General features: G+C 41.6%; 16 protein-coding genes. 14 read left to right on the top strand and 2 right to left on the bottom strand.

The window, feature by feature from the left end; genetic code table 11:
• The first annotated feature begins 14 nt into the window (after window positions 1-14).
• The 14 genes from WKR92_RS01620 (at window position 15) to porN (ending at window position 15,691) form a co-directional block, all read left to right on the top strand.
• On the top strand, window positions 15-1,679 hold the full coding sequence (locus WKR92_RS01620) for a ribulokinase (RefSeq protein ID WP_375556086.1): 1,665 nt from the start codon (window positions 15-17) through the stop codon (window positions 1,677-1,679).
• Window positions 1,664-3,742, top strand: coding sequence for a YyaL domain-containing protein (locus WKR92_RS01615; protein WP_375556085.1), 2,079 nt, complete (start codon window positions 1,664-1,666; stop codon window positions 3,740-3,742). The genes WKR92_RS01620 and WKR92_RS01615 overlap by 16 nt, the downstream gene beginning before the upstream one ends.
• 31 nt (window positions 3,743-3,773) lie before the next feature.
• Complete coding sequence (locus tag WKR92_RS01610; protein ID WP_375556084.1) at window positions 3,774-4,793, top strand: LacI family DNA-binding transcriptional regulator; 1,020 nt, start codon at window positions 3,774-3,776, stop codon at window positions 4,791-4,793.
• A 53-nt stretch (window positions 4,794-4,846) separates the two neighbouring features.
• Entirely contained in the window at window positions 4,847-6,715 is a 1,869-nt protein-coding gene (locus WKR92_RS01605; RefSeq protein ID WP_375556083.1) for a CocE/NonD family hydrolase, read from the top strand.
• 81 nt (window positions 6,716-6,796) lie between these two features.
• A complete protein-coding gene (locus WKR92_RS01600) occupies window positions 6,797-8,404 on the top strand; it encodes a sulfatase family protein (RefSeq protein ID WP_375556082.1) in 1,608 nt (535 codons plus the stop codon).
• Window positions 8,405-8,408: 4 nt separating this feature from the next.
• Entirely contained in the window at window positions 8,409-8,837 is a 429-nt protein-coding gene (locus WKR92_RS01595; RefSeq protein WP_375556081.1) for an SRPBCC family protein, read from the top strand.
• A 104-nt stretch (window positions 8,838-8,941) separates the two neighbouring features.
• A complete protein-coding gene (locus tag WKR92_RS01590; protein ID WP_375556080.1) occupies window positions 8,942-9,382 on the top strand; it encodes a VOC family protein in 441 nt (146 codons plus the stop codon).
• A 70-nt stretch (window positions 9,383-9,452) separates the two neighbouring features.
• Entirely contained in the window at window positions 9,453-10,196 is a 744-nt protein-coding gene (locus WKR92_RS01585) for an MBL fold metallo-hydrolase (protein WP_375556079.1), read from the top strand.
• A 10-nt stretch (window positions 10,197-10,206) separates the two neighbouring features.
• Window positions 10,207-11,346: an ABC transporter transmembrane domain-containing protein gene (locus WKR92_RS01580; protein ID WP_375556078.1), complete on the top strand. Its 1,140-nt coding sequence runs from the start codon at window positions 10,207-10,209 to the stop codon at window positions 11,344-11,346.
• Window positions 11,313-11,948: an ABC transporter ATP-binding protein gene (locus WKR92_RS01575; RefSeq protein ID WP_375556077.1), complete on the top strand. Its 636-nt coding sequence runs from the start codon at window positions 11,313-11,315 to the stop codon at window positions 11,946-11,948. Before WKR92_RS01580 ends, WKR92_RS01575 begins: the two co-directional genes overlap by 34 nt.
• Before the next feature lie 92 nt (window positions 11,949-12,040).
• Window positions 12,041-12,502 carry a 3-oxoacyl-ACP synthase gene (locus WKR92_RS01570; RefSeq protein ID WP_375556076.1) on the top strand — a complete coding sequence of 154 codons (462 nt, stop codon included), beginning with the start codon at window positions 12,041-12,043 and terminating at the stop codon, window positions 12,500-12,502.
• 35 nt (window positions 12,503-12,537) lie between these two features.
• Window positions 12,538-13,227, top strand: a complete 690-nt coding sequence (locus WKR92_RS01565; protein ID WP_375556075.1) for a hypothetical protein — start codon at window positions 12,538-12,540, stop codon at window positions 13,225-13,227.
• Window positions 13,228-13,254: 27 nt separating this feature from the next.
• Window positions 13,255-14,550 carry a T9SS ring complex lipoprotein PorK/GldK gene (porK, locus tag WKR92_RS01560; protein WP_375556074.1) on the top strand — a complete coding sequence of 432 codons (1,296 nt, stop codon included), beginning with the start codon at window positions 13,255-13,257 and terminating at the stop codon, window positions 14,548-14,550.
• Between the two features lie 25 nt (window positions 14,551-14,575).
• The gene (gene porN, locus WKR92_RS01555) at window positions 14,576-15,691 is read left to right on the top strand and encodes a type IX secretion system ring subunit PorN/GldN (RefSeq protein WP_375556073.1); all 1,116 of its coding nucleotides are present in this window, start codon (window positions 14,576-14,578) and stop codon (window positions 15,689-15,691) included.
• A 22-nt stretch (window positions 15,692-15,713) separates the two neighbouring features.
• On the opposite strand, the gene porM is transcribed toward porN, so the two are convergent.
• Together porM and porL are read right to left on the bottom strand one after the other, a co-directional pair.
• Entirely contained in the window at window positions 15,714-17,246 is a 1,533-nt protein-coding gene (gene porM / locus WKR92_RS01550; RefSeq protein ID WP_375556072.1) for a type IX secretion system motor protein PorM/GldM, read from the bottom strand.
• A 31-nt stretch (window positions 17,247-17,277) separates the two neighbouring features.
• The gene (gene porL, locus WKR92_RS01545) at window positions 17,278-18,093 is read right to left on the bottom strand and encodes a type IX secretion system motor protein PorL/GldL (RefSeq protein ID WP_375556071.1); all 816 of its coding nucleotides are present in this window, start codon (window positions 18,091-18,093) and stop codon (window positions 17,278-17,280) included.
• Between the last annotated feature and the right edge of the window lie 83 nt (window positions 18,094-18,176).

Raw genomic sequence — 18,176 nt, 5'->3', positions numbered from 1 at the left:
TAGGTGTTAATGTCATGAGAGATAAAGATTATTGTATTGGTGTGGACTATGGCACTGATTCGGTGCGTACCATATTGGTTGATGCGCATAGCGGTAAGGAGCTTGCTTCATCGGTATTCTATTATCCCAGATGGAAAGAAGGTTTGTATTGCGATCCTTCGTTAAATCAATTCCGACAACATCCTCTGGATTATATAGAGGGCCTGGAGCATACTATCAAGGAATGTCTGAGCCAAGTAAATGATGAAGTTCGTAAAAATATTCGTGCAATTTCAACGGGCACAACCGGTTCTACACCGGTGGCGGTAGACGAAAATGGCGTGCCTTTGGCGTTGCTTCCAACGTTCCAAGACAATCCAAATGCTATGTTCCTTTTGTGGAAGGACCATACTTCCATAAAAGAAGCCGAGGATATTAATCAGGGTGCGGAACATGAACCCGTAGATTACCTTCAATATGTGGGGGGAATTTACTCGTCAGAATGGTTCTGGGCAAAGTTACTCCATGTTCTGCGGACGGATGAGCAAGTCCGAAATGCGTGTTATTCTTGGGTGGAACATTGCGATTGGATCCCATTTCTTTTGACCGGCGGTGAGCGGGTAGAAGATATGAAGCGTAGCGTCTGTGCTGCCGGACATAAGGCCATGTGGTCAGAAGAATTCGGAGGCCTACCTCCAGAAGAGTTCTGGGTATCAGTAGACCCATCACTGAGGGGTTTTCGAGAACGGTTATATGACCATGCGTATACAACCGATCAAGTGGTCGGAACACTCTGCGGTGAATGGGCAGAACGATTAGGCCTTTCGAAGAAAGTGCTCATCGGCGTCGGTGCAATTGATGCACATATGGCCGCAGTGGGCGGACAAATTGAACCCTATTATTTGAGTAAGGTGATGGGGACGTCGACTTGCGATATGTTAGTAGTGCCACAAAATGAGATAAACAAACGTCCCGTAAAAGGGATTTGTGGTCAGGTGGACGGTTCCATCATTCCAGGAATGACAGGCTTGGAGGCTGGACAATCTGCTTTCGGTGATGTTTACGCCTGGTATCGAGATATTCTACTGTGGCCAGCAAAAAATATCCTGGAGCAATCTTCCTTAATAGAGTCCCAAACATCAGAGCGTTTAATGAGCGAACTGGAGGAGGAAATGCTCTATCAATTAAGTGTAGAAGCTGAAAAACTTCCGTTAACAGAGGATATGGAATTGTCAGTAGATTGGTTAAATGGCCGTCGGACACCCGATGCTAATCAACTGTTAAAAGGAGCGATCAGTGGATTAACGCTTGGGACGGATGCCCCTCGAATTTTTAGATCCTTAGTTGAAGCTACCTGTTTTGGTGCTAAAATGATCGTTGATCGCTTCAGTGAGGAAAATGTTCCCGTAAAAGGCCTGATAGGGGTTGGGGGAATAGCGCAAAAGTCCTCTTTTGTTATGCAGATGATGGCTGATATTATGAATATGCCCATCCGGGTTCATTCTTCTGAACAAACTTCCGCCTTGGGAGCAGCTATGTTTGCAGCGACCGTTGGCGGCGTATATAAGAATGTCGAAGATGCCATGACAGCTATGGGGAAAGGTTTTAACAGGGAATACCTTCCTGATTCAGATAGAGTGGCAGTCTATCAGCTTCGTTATCAGCAATATAAAGATTTTGGTTCATGCCTAGATTCCTGACATATAGCTTAACGTTTGTAGTCCTGTTCACTAATGTCCTCATTGGTTATGCCTCTAATGAAATAGGCTTACAGGCTGCGAATCCTTTGAATAAATTTATAAAATCACTTTCGGTAGACTCATTAGGAGATCAAAAAGTAGACGTAGCTGTTTCCATGATGAATCGCAATGTCGCAAAAGTATTGATTGAAATCACGGTTACCGATACCATCCAGCAGGATGACTGGAAGGTTGAGTTGACACCGAGCTTTACACCCACGTTTCACTGGGCGCCGCATCTTACACCTACCGATGATCACATCATTGCACAGCACGTGTTTAGAGCACCAGCTTTGATTATGGCTGACAAATCACGACAGGTTACTATCATCCCGGATTTATCCTTATTAAATGATCACAAGGGTCCCGACTGGTATATGGATCTCAATGCAACCGAAAACAAATTGATACTGGGCATGAGTGAATCGGCTGTGAAGGAACACGTTCTTTTTGTTCGGGAAGAAGGGGCAGAGTATAAGTCGGGAACCATTAAGTTTGGGTTTTATATTTTATTGAATGACGATAAAAAAGCTTTGTTTAATCCATGGGAACAGGGTCTTGATTTCCTTTGGGAGACATGGGGGCAAGGTGCATATGATCAGACCGATAAGCTTAATTTAGATCCTTATGTGGATGATACTTACAACTGGGCTTTTAATAGCTGGAAGGAAAGTGTGTGGCAAGAGTTTACCCTGAATGGTAAGAAAGTTGGTGCTCCGACTTTTATCGTCAACGTAACGCAGAGTCCCAACTATGAAGGTTTGATTAATGAACGGGAGTTCCGATCCATATGGAATCAAGCTTGGTTTAATTCTTTGCGGTCGGCGCAAGGCGTGTTTCGCTACGCAAGAAGAACCCGTAATAAGGAGTTGATGGATTATGCACAATTGACCAAGGAGCTGGCTTTAGCTTTCCCTCAGAAAAATGGCTTTTTTTATGGGCTCATTGCAACGGAAATGGAGAATGTAGAAATAGATGGTAATCACTATAATCGATCAAAAGGCTGGGACGCATTTTATTGGGGAAACTCAAACCGGAACCCTCTAACACGCGACGCAAGAAATGCTCCATTTCATATTCTGGATATGAGCTATACAGCTTGGTTAATGCTCAATTGGTACGATGAACTTGAACAAGATAGTCGGTTGTTGGACTATGCGATAGCTTATGCCGATGCATTAGTGGGGTTACAGGATTCAGACGGGTTTTTCCCCGCTTGGTTAGCATTGGAGGATCTACAACCTTATAGTTTCTTAGCACAATCTCCTGAAACGTCTATGTCTGTTACTTTCCTAGTTAAATTGTACCAGATTTCTAGGGATGAAAGATATTTGGACGCTGCCGTAGGTGCAATGGATGCGGTTGTAGATAATGTAGTGATGGATGGACGATGGGAAGATTTCGAAACCTATTGGTCTTGTAGTACCTATGGACAAGAACACCTTGTCGGCAAGAAGGTAGAACGAAACAATATGTATAAGCAAAATACGCTTAGTATGTATTGGACTGCACAGGCTCTGCTGAATATGTATCAAGTGACTGGTGAAAAAGATTATTTACGATACGGAAATCGGACGCTGGATGAATTGTTAATGGCACAGGCTGTTTGGCAACCTCCATTTATTTATGTTGACGCATTCGGTGGCTTTGGAGTTATGAATGCCGATGCGGAATGGAACGATTCAAGACAAAGTCTTTTCGCTGAATTAATTATTCAATATGGGTTAGAACTTGGTAAAAGACAGTATATTCAGCGTGGTTTGGCAGCTTTGCGCGCCTCCTTTTTGATGATGTATTCACCGTATAACGAAAAGACTAAGCAGCAATGGGAAGCTCGATGGCCATTTTTTGGTGAAGAAGACTATGGCTTTATGATGGAAAATTACGGACATGGCGGCGTTACGGATGATCATGGATTAGGCATTGGGGAATTTACAATTTACGACTGGGGAAATGGTGCGGCAGCGGAAGCTTACAATCGTTTAGTAGATCATTACGGCAAAGACTTTATGCTAAACATTTGATTAAAAAGAGATTTAGGAAATAGATTAATAAATGAAAAAAAGAGTTTCGATAAAAGACATCGCTGAGGCGGCAGGTGTTTCAACTGCTTTGGTTTCCTATGTGTTGAACAATAAAGAGAAAGAAGCTCGCGTAGGAAAAGAGATCGCCATAAAAATTAGGGATATTGCCAAGCAACTGAATTATCAACCGAACCAACTGGCGAAAAGTCTTAAAAGTGGAAAGTCATATACCATTGGACTTATTGTAGCGGATATCTCCAATCCTTTTTTTGCTAACATTGCTCGAACCATTGAGGACGAAGCTAAGAAAAACAACTACACAGTTATTTTTGGCAGTTCTGATGAAAATGCTGAGAAGTCTAAAGACCTGATTGATGTGTTAGTAAACCGGCAAGTCGATGGCTTTATTATCGCACCTACTGAAAATTCACAAGAACAGATTAAAGATCTTGAAAGTCGTGGTATTCCTTTGGTGCTTATAGATAGATACTTTCCGGGGATATCAACTAATTATGTTGCCACGGACAATTTTGAGGCATCTGTTGATGTGGTTAATCATCTGGTTGAAAACGGTCATAAGAGAGTCGGCTTGGTAACTTACGACAGCGATTTAATCAATATCAAGGAAAGGCAGCGGGGTTATGAGGAAGCGCTTCGTAAACATGGTATATCGGTTAATCCATCGATGATAGCCAAAATTCGATTTGGAAATATTGAAGAAGATATTCCTGCTCGAATTAATGCGCTATTGGAGGGGGATAAACCCGTCGATTCCATCTTTTTTGCTACCAACACCTTGGCTCTGAACGGACTTAAACACATCAATACGCTTGATTATAAGGTGCCCCAAGATCTCGGTATTGTGTGTTTTGACGAAGGCGATGCTTTTGATTTTTTCTACTCGCCGCTAACCCATGTGTACCAGCCCTTATTTGAAGTCGCTAGCAAGGCGGTAAATGTATTGATCGAACAAATAAATGATACGCAAAGTCCCAAAAAGGAGCTAATTATTGCATCCGAACTCATCATAAGAAAGTCTTCCGGGGCTTAGTCGCTTTTTTTGTATTTTTCATACCTTTACGTGAAACTAAATAGCCGTAAATTATGAAAATGAGATCCGTTCTATTGGTATGCTTCCTATTCCTAGCCCACCTTTCTCTAGCACAACAGGTTACTGATTCCGCCTATATCCGGGAAAATTATACAAAAATTGAAAAAATGATCCCCATGAGGGATGGTGTGAAGCTCTTTACATCGATCTACATTCCAACGGATCAAAGTAAGAAATATCCTATTTTATTAAACCGGACACCTTACACGGTGTCGCCATATGGCCCTGATGAGTTTAAGACCTCTTTAGGACCGAACCCACATTTTGCAAAGGAGGGTTATATTTTCGTTTACCAAGATGTCCGTGGGAAGTGGATGAGCGAAGGTGAGTTTGAAGATATCCGGCCTCATATAGCAGACAAGCAGAATAAAAATCAAATTGATGAAGGTAGTGATACCTATGACACGATCGATTGGCTATTGAAGAACTTGGATAGCGATAACGGGAATGTTGGTATGTACGGAATTTCTTATCCGGGTTTTTATTCGACAGCAGCTTTGCCTGATGCCCATCCGGCATTAAAAGCTGTTTCTCCACAGGCGCCTGTGACGGACTGGTTTAGAGGTGATGATTTCCATCATAATGGAGCGCTGTTTTTAACAGATGGGTTTAGTTTCTACAGTAGCTTCGGAGTTCCAAGGCCTAAGCCGGTTACACGAGAGAATGCTCCGCAGCGTGTTGACTTCCTCATGAATGATAACTATGAATTTTTCATGGATTTAGGCCCTGTTAAGAATGTGAAGAAAAGATATTTTGGCGATAGTATTAAATTTTGGAATGACGTTATGGCTCATGGAACCTTAGATAGCTTCTGGAGAGCCCGTGAGATTGTAAGGCACTTGTATGATGTGAAGCCGGCCGTATTGGTTGTAGGTGGACTGTTTGACGCAGAAGATACCTTTGGTGGTTTTCATACCTACAAGATGATTGAAAAACAAAATCCAAAAGCAGATAACAGGTTGGTTATCGGACCATGGTTCCATGGCGGCTGGGTACGTAGCGATGGCAGTTATTTCGGTGATATTGAATTTGGTTCAGAAACCGGCACATGGTATCTGAAAAACATAGAAATACCATTTTTTAATTATTATTTAAAAGGGGAGGGTGAGTTTAATGCTGCCGAAGCTACCGTATTCATAACGGGGAGTAACCATTGGAAGGATTTTGACGCATGGCCACCGAAAGCTTCTGAGGTTAAAAAGTTGTATCTACATGCAAATGGTGGCCTCAGTTTTGAAAAACCTAATGAGACTGAAAGTTATGATGAATACGTAAGCGACCCTAATTCGCCAGTACCTTACCAGCAAGGGGTAAATAAGACGCGTAGTCGCGAATATATGATAGACGATCAGCGCTTTGCGTCTAAAAGACCCGATGTTATGGTATACAAAAGTGAGATTTTAAAGGAAGATATTACGATTGTTGGTCCTTTGCGAGCGCGGCTAAAAGTTTCGACCACGGGCACCGATGCTGATTATGTCGTTAAGTTGATCGATGTTTATCCGGCTGATGCGGAAGCTCCCGAACACAATCCTGATGCTATCATGGGTGGTTATCAGATGTTGGTACGAGGCGAAGTATTGCGTGGAAAGTTTCGTAATAGCTTTGAAAAGCCGGAGCCTTTTGTGCCAGGTGAAATCACATCGGTCGACTATACATTGCCAGACGTTGCCCATACCTTCAAAAAAGGTCATCGCATCATGATACAAATCCAGAACTCTTGGTTCCCCTTGGTGGATCGTAATCCGCAAAAGTTTATAGATATATACAATGATGCTGATGAGTCTGACTTTCAGAAAGCTACTCATCGTATTTATCATGATCAAGAAAATGCATCTTCTATCGAGGTGGAAATATTATAAATATTTTATGTTATAACAGGAAAGGAAATTTTTCCAAACCTCGACAGCAAGATATTGTTATAAATTAAAAATCAGGTTATTATGCGGTTTGTTTCCCTCTGTTCCTTCTTTATCAGTTGTTTTTTGCTAGTTGCCAGTCTAGGTCTTTTTGCGCAGGACAGCCGACCTAATATAGTTTATATCATGAGTGATGATCATGGCTATCAAGCGGTCAGCGCTTATGGTTATGGTTTGAATAAAACTCCCAATATCGATCGATTAGCAAAGGAGGGTGCTTTGTTCACTCGTGCGAGTGTGACAAATTCGCTGTGTGCTCCAAGTCGTGCCGTCCTGTTGACAGGCAAACATAGCTTCGTCAACGGGAAAGTAGACAATATGCAGGCTTTCGATTGGAGTCAGGATAATTTTGCAAAATTGCTGCAATCGGCCGGGTACCAAACAGCCATGGTTGGGAAAATTCATATGGATGGTTTACCACAGGGATTTGATTATTCTGCGGTACTGCCCGGACAGGGGCACTATTACAACCCTGATTTTATTATTGATGGAGAAAGGAAAAGGATACAGGGCTATGTGACGGATATCACGACCGATTTGGCTTTAGCTTGGCTGGATGAACGCGATTCGGACAAACCTTTTGTCCTGTTGTATCATCAAAAGGCACCTCATCGTGAATGGTTGCCTGCGCTACGACATTTAGAAAAATATACAAGTATGTCATTCGAGGAACCTCCAACGCTTTTTGACGATTTTGAAGGACGGGGAACGGCAGCTAAATCTGCCGAGATGAACCTATTAGATCATATGAACTGGGCAGGCGATTCAAAGATCCGTCCGGAACTGATGGATGAGTTGGGAATTGAGGAATATATGGAATGGGATAAAGGAGCGTATAATAATAACCTGGGCAGAATGACCAAGGAGCAGCGTGCAGCTTGGGACGCGGTTTATGACCCGATTAATGAGGATTTTAAAAAGCGTTATCCGGATATGTCAAGAGAAGACTTAATGCATTGGCGATATCAGCGATATATGCAGGACTATATAGGGAGTGTCGCTTCCGTAGATGAAGGTGTAGGGGAATTATTGGATTATTTGGAAAAAAATGGATTGGCGGAGAATACCATCGTCGTTTATACTTCTGATCAGGGCTTTTATTTGGGAGAGAATGGATGGTTTGACAAGCGATTTATGTATGAAGAGTCTTTGAGAACACCGCTATTGATTCGATACCCTAAGGAGATAGATCCAGGAACTAAAATTGATGCACTCGTGCAGAACTTAGACTTTGCACCGACACTTTTAGATTATGCGGGTGTAGAGATCCCTTCAGATATTCAGGGCAAATCGTTCAGAGATTTAGCTTCCGGAAAGACATCGGAATGGCGGGATGCAATTTACTACACTTATTATGAATATCCTTCAATTCATATGGTGAAGCGGCATTATGGAATCCGAACAGATCGTTATAAACTCATTCATTTTTATTATGATATTGATGAATGGGAACTCTATGATCTTGAAAAGGATCCACAAGAATTAAAAAATGTTTACGACGACCCGGCATATGCAGATGTAAAGCGCGAGATGCATAAGAAGTTAGAGAATATACGGGAAAAATACGGAGATTCTGATGAAAATAATGAACGCTATTTGAATCTATATCTAGAGGCAACAAAGAAAAATTAAATCCATGAAAACAAAACCTATTATTGTTGAGGCTATTATTAATGCACCAGTGGCGAAAGTCTGGCAAGCTCTCACCACTAAGCAGCAAATGAAAGAATGGTATTTTGATATACCGGATTTTGAATTGACCACAGGATCTACTTTTAATTTCTATGAACCAGGTGGTAATAATAAATATCATCATCAAGGTACGATAAAAGAGATAATAATCGACGAAAAACTCCAGCATACTTGGACTCACCCAAGTCACAGCAAAGGTGAGTCTCTTTTAACGTGGCAATTGGAACCACAAAATGGTAGAACAAAAGTAACGCTCACCCACGAAGGAACGGAGAATTTTGTCGATGGAGGGAGTACATTTTCAAGAGAAAGTTATGAGGCTGGATGGAACGAGATTGTTGGTGAATCGTTAAAAAGCTTCTTAGAGCCATAGATGTATTTGTCGTTTTCTCCTCTTTTAAATGTCGTTTTTGACTCGTTTTTCTTTAATGGATGTGTTTTACCTTTAAACTATCATTAATTAAAAATATTTGAGTTATGAAAGTACATCCTTATTTGAATTTCGACGGCAAGGCTGAAGAAGCATTCAATTTTTACAAATCTGTTTTTGGCGGTGAGTTTGTTGGTGGTGTGTCTAAAATGGGCGATGCGCCGGGTATCGAAAACTTGTCGGACGACGAAAAGAACCGCATTTTGCACATTACCCTACGGATATCCGACGATTTATTTTTAATGGCATCGGATATTGTTCCTTCTATGGGGCATACGTTAATTGAAGGCAATAATAATTATATTTCATTGCATCCGACTAGCAAAGAGGAGGCCGATCGTTTGTTTAATGGCTTGTCCGCAGAGGGCACCATTGAGATGCCTCTGGAGGATACCTTTTGGGGCGCGTATTACGGTAGCTTCAAAGATCGGTACGGGATTTACTGGATGATCAATTTTGATTACAATAATCCTTGTGTGGAGGAATAGTTATGCTGTCTGCTAACGTACTCAAACAAGAAAGGGTTTTAATCGTTCCTTTAGGAAAACCTTTAGAATTTTGAGAACGAAAGATGTTAGTGTGACAGTTATTGGAAGCGGAGATGCTTTCAACAGTGGAGGTAGAAGGCAAACTTGTTTTCATGTGAATAGTTCTACGATTACTTTTTTAGTTGATTGCGGTGTAAATACGCTGCAAGGATTAAAAAGCAATGGACTATCGGCTAGTGCAATTGATCTTATTTTTATCTCCCATTTGCATGGAGACCATTTTGGAGGTCTCCCTTTTTTTCTTTTAGAAGCAGCCGTTACCAAACGGACGAGGCCGCTCTCTATTGTTGCTCCGGTAGGGTGTAAAAAGAAAGTGGAGAAACTGGCGTCACTTCTTTATCCAGGTACAGAAATCTTATCCAAACTTGACCTGCATTTTCATGAATATTCAAGCGACCAGCCCTTCATGGTAAGAGGATTGGAAATTATAGCATTACCGGTTATTCATAAGCTTGAGACAAAACCTCATGGCATGAAAATTAAAATTGATGATAAAATAATCAGCTATTCCGGTGATACAGAGTGGACTCCTGTGTTGGTCGACTTGGCGAAGGATTCGGACCTGTTTATTTGTGAATGCAATTTTTATAAAAAGGAGATCAAAGGTCATCTAAACTATAAGACGCTATCTCAGCATCTAACGGAATTTCGATGCAAACGAATGCTATTAACCCACTTGGGTGACGATATGCAAGACCATATAGACCAGTTAGAGGTTGCCTGCGCAGCTGATGATCTAAAAATATCTATTTAATTGCAGAGGAATGGGAATTCTTTGGAAATACTTTAAAGTGCAGCGATGGTGGATTCTATTGTCATTGGTGTTGGCTGGAATAGCCCAGCTACTCACGTTGATTGATCCTATTATATTTGGGAAGATTGTCGATGAATACGCCAATAATGTCAATAACCTTTCCGAAAAGGAGCGGGTAGATGGTGTTATTTATTGGTTAGCTATTGCGGTTGCTATAGCTTTAGCGGCGCGACTAGCCAAAGCTTTTCAAGAATACTTTACAAGGCTTGCCGTCCAACGTTTCGGTATGCAGATCTTTAATGACGGTCTGAAACAAACATTGCGTCTCTCGTTTCAGGAATATGAGGAACAACGCAGTGGCGAGACACTGTCCGTATTACAAAAAGTGAAGATTGACACCGAACGTTTTTTAAATTCCTTTATCAATATTCTGTTTTCCTCTATCGTTGGGATGGGTTTTTTAATTTGGTATTCTGTGAATAAAAACTGGCTCCTCGTACCAGTTTTTGTCGTCGGTATCTTGGTTCTAGGTTCGCTTACTGGTTTGTTGAGCCGAAAAATTAAGACTGTGCAGCGAACCATTAACAGGGAGACAAATAAAATGGCCGGCGTAATTACTGAATCGCTTAGAAATATCGAATTGGTAAAAAGCTTAGGTCTTACATTCCCCGAAATCAGAAAATTAAATACCCAGACTAAAAATATTTATGAGCTGGAAATGTTGAAAACAAAAAGAGTTAGAACGCTTTCCTTTTTACAGGGAACTACGTTGAATATTTTACGTCAATCAATCTTATTTATTTTGTTGTGGCTAATTTTCCGAGATGTTCTTACAACAGGTGAACTCATTACTATGCAGTTTATTTCAACATCGATCTTTGTACCCTTACAAGATTTAGGTAATATCATTCTAAGCTATCGTGAAGTTGAAGCGTCCGTAAATAATTTCGACCAGCTAATGCAGAAGCCAATTGAAAGGAGACCTGAAGATCCGAAGGAATTGGGACCACTCACGGACATTTCTTTCGATGATGTTATTTTTCGGCATCGCAGTTCGACTATTAACGCTATTGATGGCGTCTCGTTTCAGTTAAGTTGGGGCAGACCGTCGCCTTTGTGGGACCATCCGGTTCTGGGAAGTCTACTTTAGTGAAACTGCTAGTTGGTCTATATCGACCTGTTGCGGGCAATATCTTCTTTAATCAATATCTTTCTTCAGAGATACGCTATAATGTTTTGCGACGGCAGATCGGTTTTGTTACACAAGACACACAACTGTTCGCCGGCACCATTAAAGAAAATCTCTTATTTGTTAAGGGAGATGCGACGGACGAAGAGATACTCGATGCTCTCCATAAAGCTTCTTGCGACAACCTGTTGTCGAGGTCTGAGCATGGAATCAATACCGTTCTCGGCGAAAATGGTTTGAAGCTATCAGGAGGTGAAAAACAACGTATTTCAATAGCACGTGCACTTCTCAGGCATCCGCGCTTATTAATCTTCGATGAAGCTACATCCGCACTCGATTCGCTAACAGAAGATGAGATCACTCAAACGATACGTGAGCTTTCGCTTAGTAAAGAACGTATTACCATTTTGATTGCCCATCGTCTATCAACCATTATGCATGCAGATTTGATTTATGTACTTGAACGGGGGAAAGTGTCTGAAGTTGGGTCACATACAGACTTATTGGAACAGAAAGGACTCTATTACGCGATGTGGCGTCAACAGGTAGGAGAGCGAAAGTGAAAATTGCTGGTTAGTCAATTGCTGGCTATTTAATTAAGGCAGGGTAATTGCTTGATTTTTTCGTTTACTAAAATAGTATATAGCGTAGATAAATGGAAATTGACCAAGATTTCAAGAAGCAGGTATACAATGCATGTTTGAGCCAGATGAATGATCGCGTACGGAATATAGAAATTGCCATCGAACAAGCAGAAAACGCGGGAGCGGACGACACCAAGAGCAGTGCCGGAGATAAATATGAAACAACTCGAGAAATGATGCAACAGGAAATAAGTCGCAATCAACTTCAACTGACTGAAGCTAAAAAAGCACGCTATCATCTAGAACAACTAGAAAGCACGACCATCGAGCAGACAATAATTCCCGGCGCGCTTATCCAAACCAATCAAGGCATGTTTTACCTGACTATCAGCTTAGGTCAAATACACGTCGACGGAATGAACGTCTTGATACTATCTCCCGCTTCGCCTTTGGGACAAATTCTCAACGGAAAAAATAAAAACGAATCCTTTACGTTTAATGGTATAGAGTATACCATTAATGAGGTTTATTAAACAATATTAATCTGTGTTTTAAACTAAAATAACATATGAAGAAAAATATATTTTTAGCATTTGGTTTGTTTGCTTTTTTTTCGCTGAATAACGCTTTTGCACAATTTTCGCGGCCTGTGAGCGTAGGCGTCGGAGCGGGCGGAACCTTGAGTTTAGCGGATTTAGGTAACAGCGATATTCGTTTTGCAGGGCATGTGGATGTCGACGGACTCATAACACCTTTTATTTCCGTAGGAGTGCATGGCGAGAAAGGTATCATGAGTGCCTATGGTTGGAATAGCGAATTTGAAAACCGTTATTATACAATTAATGGAAACGTCAAAGTACGCTTAGGACAATTTCTTTCGTTACCGAAAAACTATAGCAATTATACACTGCGAGCGAGTATATTTAATCAGATACTTGCGAATATATACGTAGGTGGTGGAGTTGGCCTTTTCAAAAGTTCAATTGAAAATAATATTGATCCTAATTACACCGAATCTATTAGCAATAATGGAGGTGAGGTTAGTGACGATCTAAATTCGGGGAATCTAGTCATCCCTTTGAATATTGGACTCGATATACCGTTGGGTCGCACGCTCTATGGCCCTCGTTGGGCAATTAACCTCAATTACCAGCATTCACTATTACCCAAAGATAACCTGGACGGGGTTATTAATAGAAAGGACGATCAATATTCTTATTTGTCCTTAGGGGTTAAAATGGCATTGTTTAATCGCTAACTATCAAAAGCTTATAAACGATAACTTATGGATAAGAAAAGTCTGAAAAGGATAAGAAAATCTAGAATATTGATCTTTGCCCTGCTGATTGGTTCTGCCTTTAGCGCTTGCAGGTCAAATAATTTCTACAAAGCACCTAAGGTTTCTGCATTTAGGGGCGGCGAGCTTCCTGCACCTCCGGGGATGGTTTACGTTCCATCCGGCACCATATTATACAAAAGCTCTTTAGATAGTGGCAATGTGGGTAAGAATATAAGTTTAAGTGCCTTCTTTATTGATGAAACTGAGGTCACAAATAAACAATATAGGGCCTTTGTAAATTGGGTAGCCGACTCGATTGCGGTAACTGATTATCTGAATGATGATCAGTACTTTCTAGATGTGACCGGCGAGGAAATTGGTGAGCGACAGATTAACTGGGATCGTGTGAAAAAGGTGTCTCCGCTATGGAAAAGCAATGATCCATCCATTCAGGAGCGTCTAGCACCTATGATTGTCATGAAGGGTTCAAGGAGAGCATTAAACGAAGATGTTGTTAAGTACCGTTTTTCCTATTTGAAATCACAAGGTAATCTTGAAAAGGAATATGTTACAGATACGGTGTCAGTTATGCCAGTAGAAGATATTTGGTCAAAAGATTTTCCAAATTCCCAGCTCATGTCCATGGATGCAAACTACTTCACCCATGAATCATTTGATTATTACCCGGTTGTGGGCGTAACCTGGAGGCAAGCTAGAGCTTATACCGATTGGCGCGGTAAGGAACTAATGGCCACCCTGATGAAAAATTCATATTTGAGCGGCTATCAACTTACGTTCAGTTTGCCGACCGAAGCGCAATGGCAATATGCTGCGGAAGGAAAACTAGACCCACGTGATACGATACCGGGAACGCGTCTGACAATAGATGGCGAGAATGGAAAAGAAAAGTTGGCTGTAAATTACAAACAAGGAGAAGGTACCTATTCACGCGATGGGGCAACCTTCACAGTGCCTGTCAAATCTTATATCCCGAACGCTTTCGGAATATATAATATGGCGGGTAATGTGGCTGAATGGACATTGGATGCTTACAGTCCGTCGGCGATTGCCTTTGTCAATGATTTGAACCCCGTATTATTATACGACGCCGACCCGGAAGATAGCGATGCTCTAAAACGTAAGGTTGTGCGCGGCGGTTCATGGAAGGATAATGGAGAGCAATTAAATAGTGAAACCCGAAACTATGTGGTTGATTACGAGCCTCATTCCTATATCGGTTTTCGCTGCGTAATGTCGGCTTTTGAGATGCCGACCAGTCAGAGTAAGACAAGGAGATATTAAGTGTTGAATTAAAATTCAGAGAAGAATGAAAATATTGATGACAATTTCTTTATTATTTGGCTTCGGTCAGTTATTAGCACAACAAGAGGTCGATATACCGCCACAGACTACAAGCGAACTCGATACAGTTCCCGCTGAAGCAACTAGTTTTGAAAATGGAACAACCATGCAGAGAACGGTGGTTGATACTACTTCGAGTGATTTACTGATAGACACAATCCCCGTTACCGACGGATTTTATCAGGCGAACAATCTAGAGGATGCCGTTCCATTTGCCTATCCGGCGATTAATATGAAAAACATTCGTTTCTATAAGCGGGTGTGGAGAGATATCGATCTGTCGAATGAAGAAAACTATATTTTCGCTACACCAGGTTCTTCTTTAATCGAGGCGATTATGAAAGGGATCAGCGAAGGGAAACTAACGCCTTATAGTCCAGAAGATGATTCATTTCAGACGAAAATGACTGCCAAAGAAGGAGTCGCACGTTTCGCCGATAGTGTATTGGTGCCGATTTTTGATGATGAAGGAAACCAGATTGATGCTCGCATGGCATTAAATGAATTCAATCCGGAGCGTGTTACGAAATTCAGAATAAAAGAAGATATTTTCTTTGATAAACAAAGGGGACGCTTGGAAACTAGAATCATCGGTGTCGCGCCGCTAATGGAAATATCTTCGTCGGCCGAATTAGCACAATCTGTAGGTGCAACTCCAGCATTTTGGCTCTACTTCCCGCAGCTTCGTTACACCCTGGTCAAGGTTGATGTTTCAGACCCTGATCGTGGGCTTTATGACATGAGCATGGATGATTTATTTGTTCAGCGTAAATTTGCTAGCACGATTATTCGGGAATCATCGCCGGGTATGCAGCAGAATTTTCAATATGCGGAAACTGCTGAGCAGCAGACCCAAGATGCTCGTGAAATAGAAGACAAGATAGAAGCTTATAAAGAGCGACTCTGGCAGACACCAAAGGGTATTGATCCAGAGAGTCTTGAAGGTTATAAAGCCGAGCAAGCCGAGCCGAGCACCCAATCGGAGAGCACAAGTTCTTCGTCCAGCTCAACTACTACAAGTACTTCTTCAGAAACAGAAGAGTCGACTCCCATTTCTGAAGAGTCGACTCCTACACCATAATGGTCTTATGAATGCTGTTGCTTTAATTAGCTGTTAGAGCAACAGCGTTTAACTGCCTTGGCGATCCATCTGGCCCTACGGCAATAATGTTGTCAAATATAATTCGTGTGCCGGGGCTGATGCTATTTAATGCAGATCGCATACTGCCACTTAAATCATTCCCGCTGGTCGACAAGACGATAGCATCTGCTCTCGGTTTTGCGATGATCATACTAAACTTGGTGATATTAAACTTGGCATCGAAATCGAAGTTTTCCAAAGTGGCAAAAATAGAATTCTGAGCTTTTAGAGCAACCGTCGCCATTGTACCTCCCGTTTTCCCGGCAAATTTTGCGATAGGATCAGGTATCCGTTTTACCCTGAACTCGGTTGTACTTAGTGTTTGGGTTTTGCCTGGTGCCACCTCCGCTGATACGGAAATGCGTGCAGTTCCCGGTGAAGTTACGCGTACATTATATTTTCCATTTGATCCGGAAATGCTACCGCCGCTCATGCTAACCTTGATTTTATCGGTTGGCGTCCCGGGTGCGGATACTGATACGGGATTGTTTACGCCGATGTATAAGACATTCATCTTATCTGGCGAAACCACTGCCGAAGGTCGTGCAACTTGAAAAGTCTGTTCCGGTGTGCGATATTCCTTCACCGTTCCGTCGGTTTGTTTCACTTGAATGGTCCCCGACCAAGTAAAGATACCTTCTTGGTTGGTAGGGACTGTATAGACACCTTTACCGTCTACAATCGGCAGTTCCGTGCCGTTTACCGTAATCATTGGTTCAGACTTGGAGTCTGATGCCGTCAAGAAAACCTCAGCCGTATAGGGCTGGCCTTGGACCAAATACGATGTTGGGGCAACGGCCACAGCAGCAAACTTGTCCAAGTTAACCACAGCTTGATCCATTTTTCCTAAGATCAATTTCACTACGTCTGATTCGGCATTGGTAGCGTCGGTTTGGATCTTGGTTAAAATGGTCATCGCGGCTGTGAGTGGCGTACCGCTGCCGAAATTAATTTCTTCCCATTTTCTCTTTCCGTTAACAGCTTTTTGAGGGTCGTTTGCCTCAAGCGAAAATGATACAGAGTTTTGATCGTCAGGATCTAGCAGAGCTAGTAACTTTTCTCGTGTCGTATTGATCTTTTCTTTTAACTCAACTCCTTTTTTCTTATTAAGCATGAGGTTAGGAGCAATGTCGGCGTTTTCTCGTTTTACAAGATCGCCTGTATCTTCGTCATATCCACCACCTTGCTGTGCTAGTTCCTTTTTTAGAGAAAGGATAAACTCATTTAGATCGCCTACAATAGCTCGCGCCTGTTTAGCTTTTTCGTATATGGGTTTAGCGCGTTCAGGTTCTTCTTTTAATTTAGTGCTTTCGAAAGCAGCGAATAGTTGGTCGACCGAGTTGTCTACATTTGATTTAGAAGTTTCTAAACTATTATTGATATTCTTGAAAGCATCTAATATCGAGTTCGGTACGTTTAATGCAAGCAAAGCTAATAGTACCAGATATAAGATGTTAATCATCCGCTGCCTCGGAGTCTCTCTTCTTGAAGCCATATTCTATGTTTGTTAAAAATGAATGAGTTAATTAGCCGCGCGGCTGGTTCATAGCAGTTAACATGTTGCCGTAAATTGAATTTAAGGCAGTCAAGTTCTTCGCTAGCTTATTAACTTCTTCTTTGAATACCTTGGAGTCATCTAAGGATTCATTGAAGTTTTTCATCGTATAGCTCAAGTTTTCATAGAAATGATTCATTGATTGTAGATGTGATGCCGAGTCTCTGAGTTCTCGTTCGTACATATTGTTCAATGATCGTAGGTTACCAGTTAGCTGCTGCACCTGTTCATGGTAGTTTGTAGTGTCCGTGTTTGTGTTAGACATTGCTACCAGATTAGCAGATGCTTTTTCAAAAGCAGCACTTAGGTTGTCAAATTTAGTGGATGCGTGTCGTAGCTTCTCTGTAAACTCGTTCGCAGCAAACGATACATCCGATATCTGATTAATCGCTGATACTTTGTCTCCAAAGTCACGTAATCCTCTACCGAGGCTTTCGATTGTTGCCGGTTCGATATTAGCATCAGCAAACATCTTGTCTAATGCAGCAGTCGTAGGCGGATTTGCAGGAGCGCTACTGGCTCGAAATGAACTCGTTGGTAATTCTCCCTGATAGTCTTCATTTAGTTCGGGATAGACTCTCGCCCAGTCATGTTCCTTTGGTGGCGGGTTAAAGCCCATTAAAAAGAATAAAACGGCTTCGACACCCAATCCGATACCAATCATGTAGTTAGCCAAGGATCCACCAATGTAGAGGATCTTAAATAGTACTCCAATAATAACAATACTTGCTCCCCATGAGATGGCAACATGTAGCCAATTTGAATTGTCTTTTTTCTTCAAGTCCATATTTTGTCAATTTTTAATAGAATGCGTGTTTTAGGTCAAACTCTTGAAATATTTTAATAGTATAAACGTTAAACGATGATAAT

It is taken from the genome of Albibacterium profundi, assembly GCF_042159835.1.
GTDB lineage: Bacteria > Bacteroidota > Bacteroidia > Sphingobacteriales > Sphingobacteriaceae > Albibacterium > Albibacterium profundi.
Note: the sequence above shows the minus strand (reverse complement) of the source record. Positions and strands in the feature narration are given on the sequence as shown.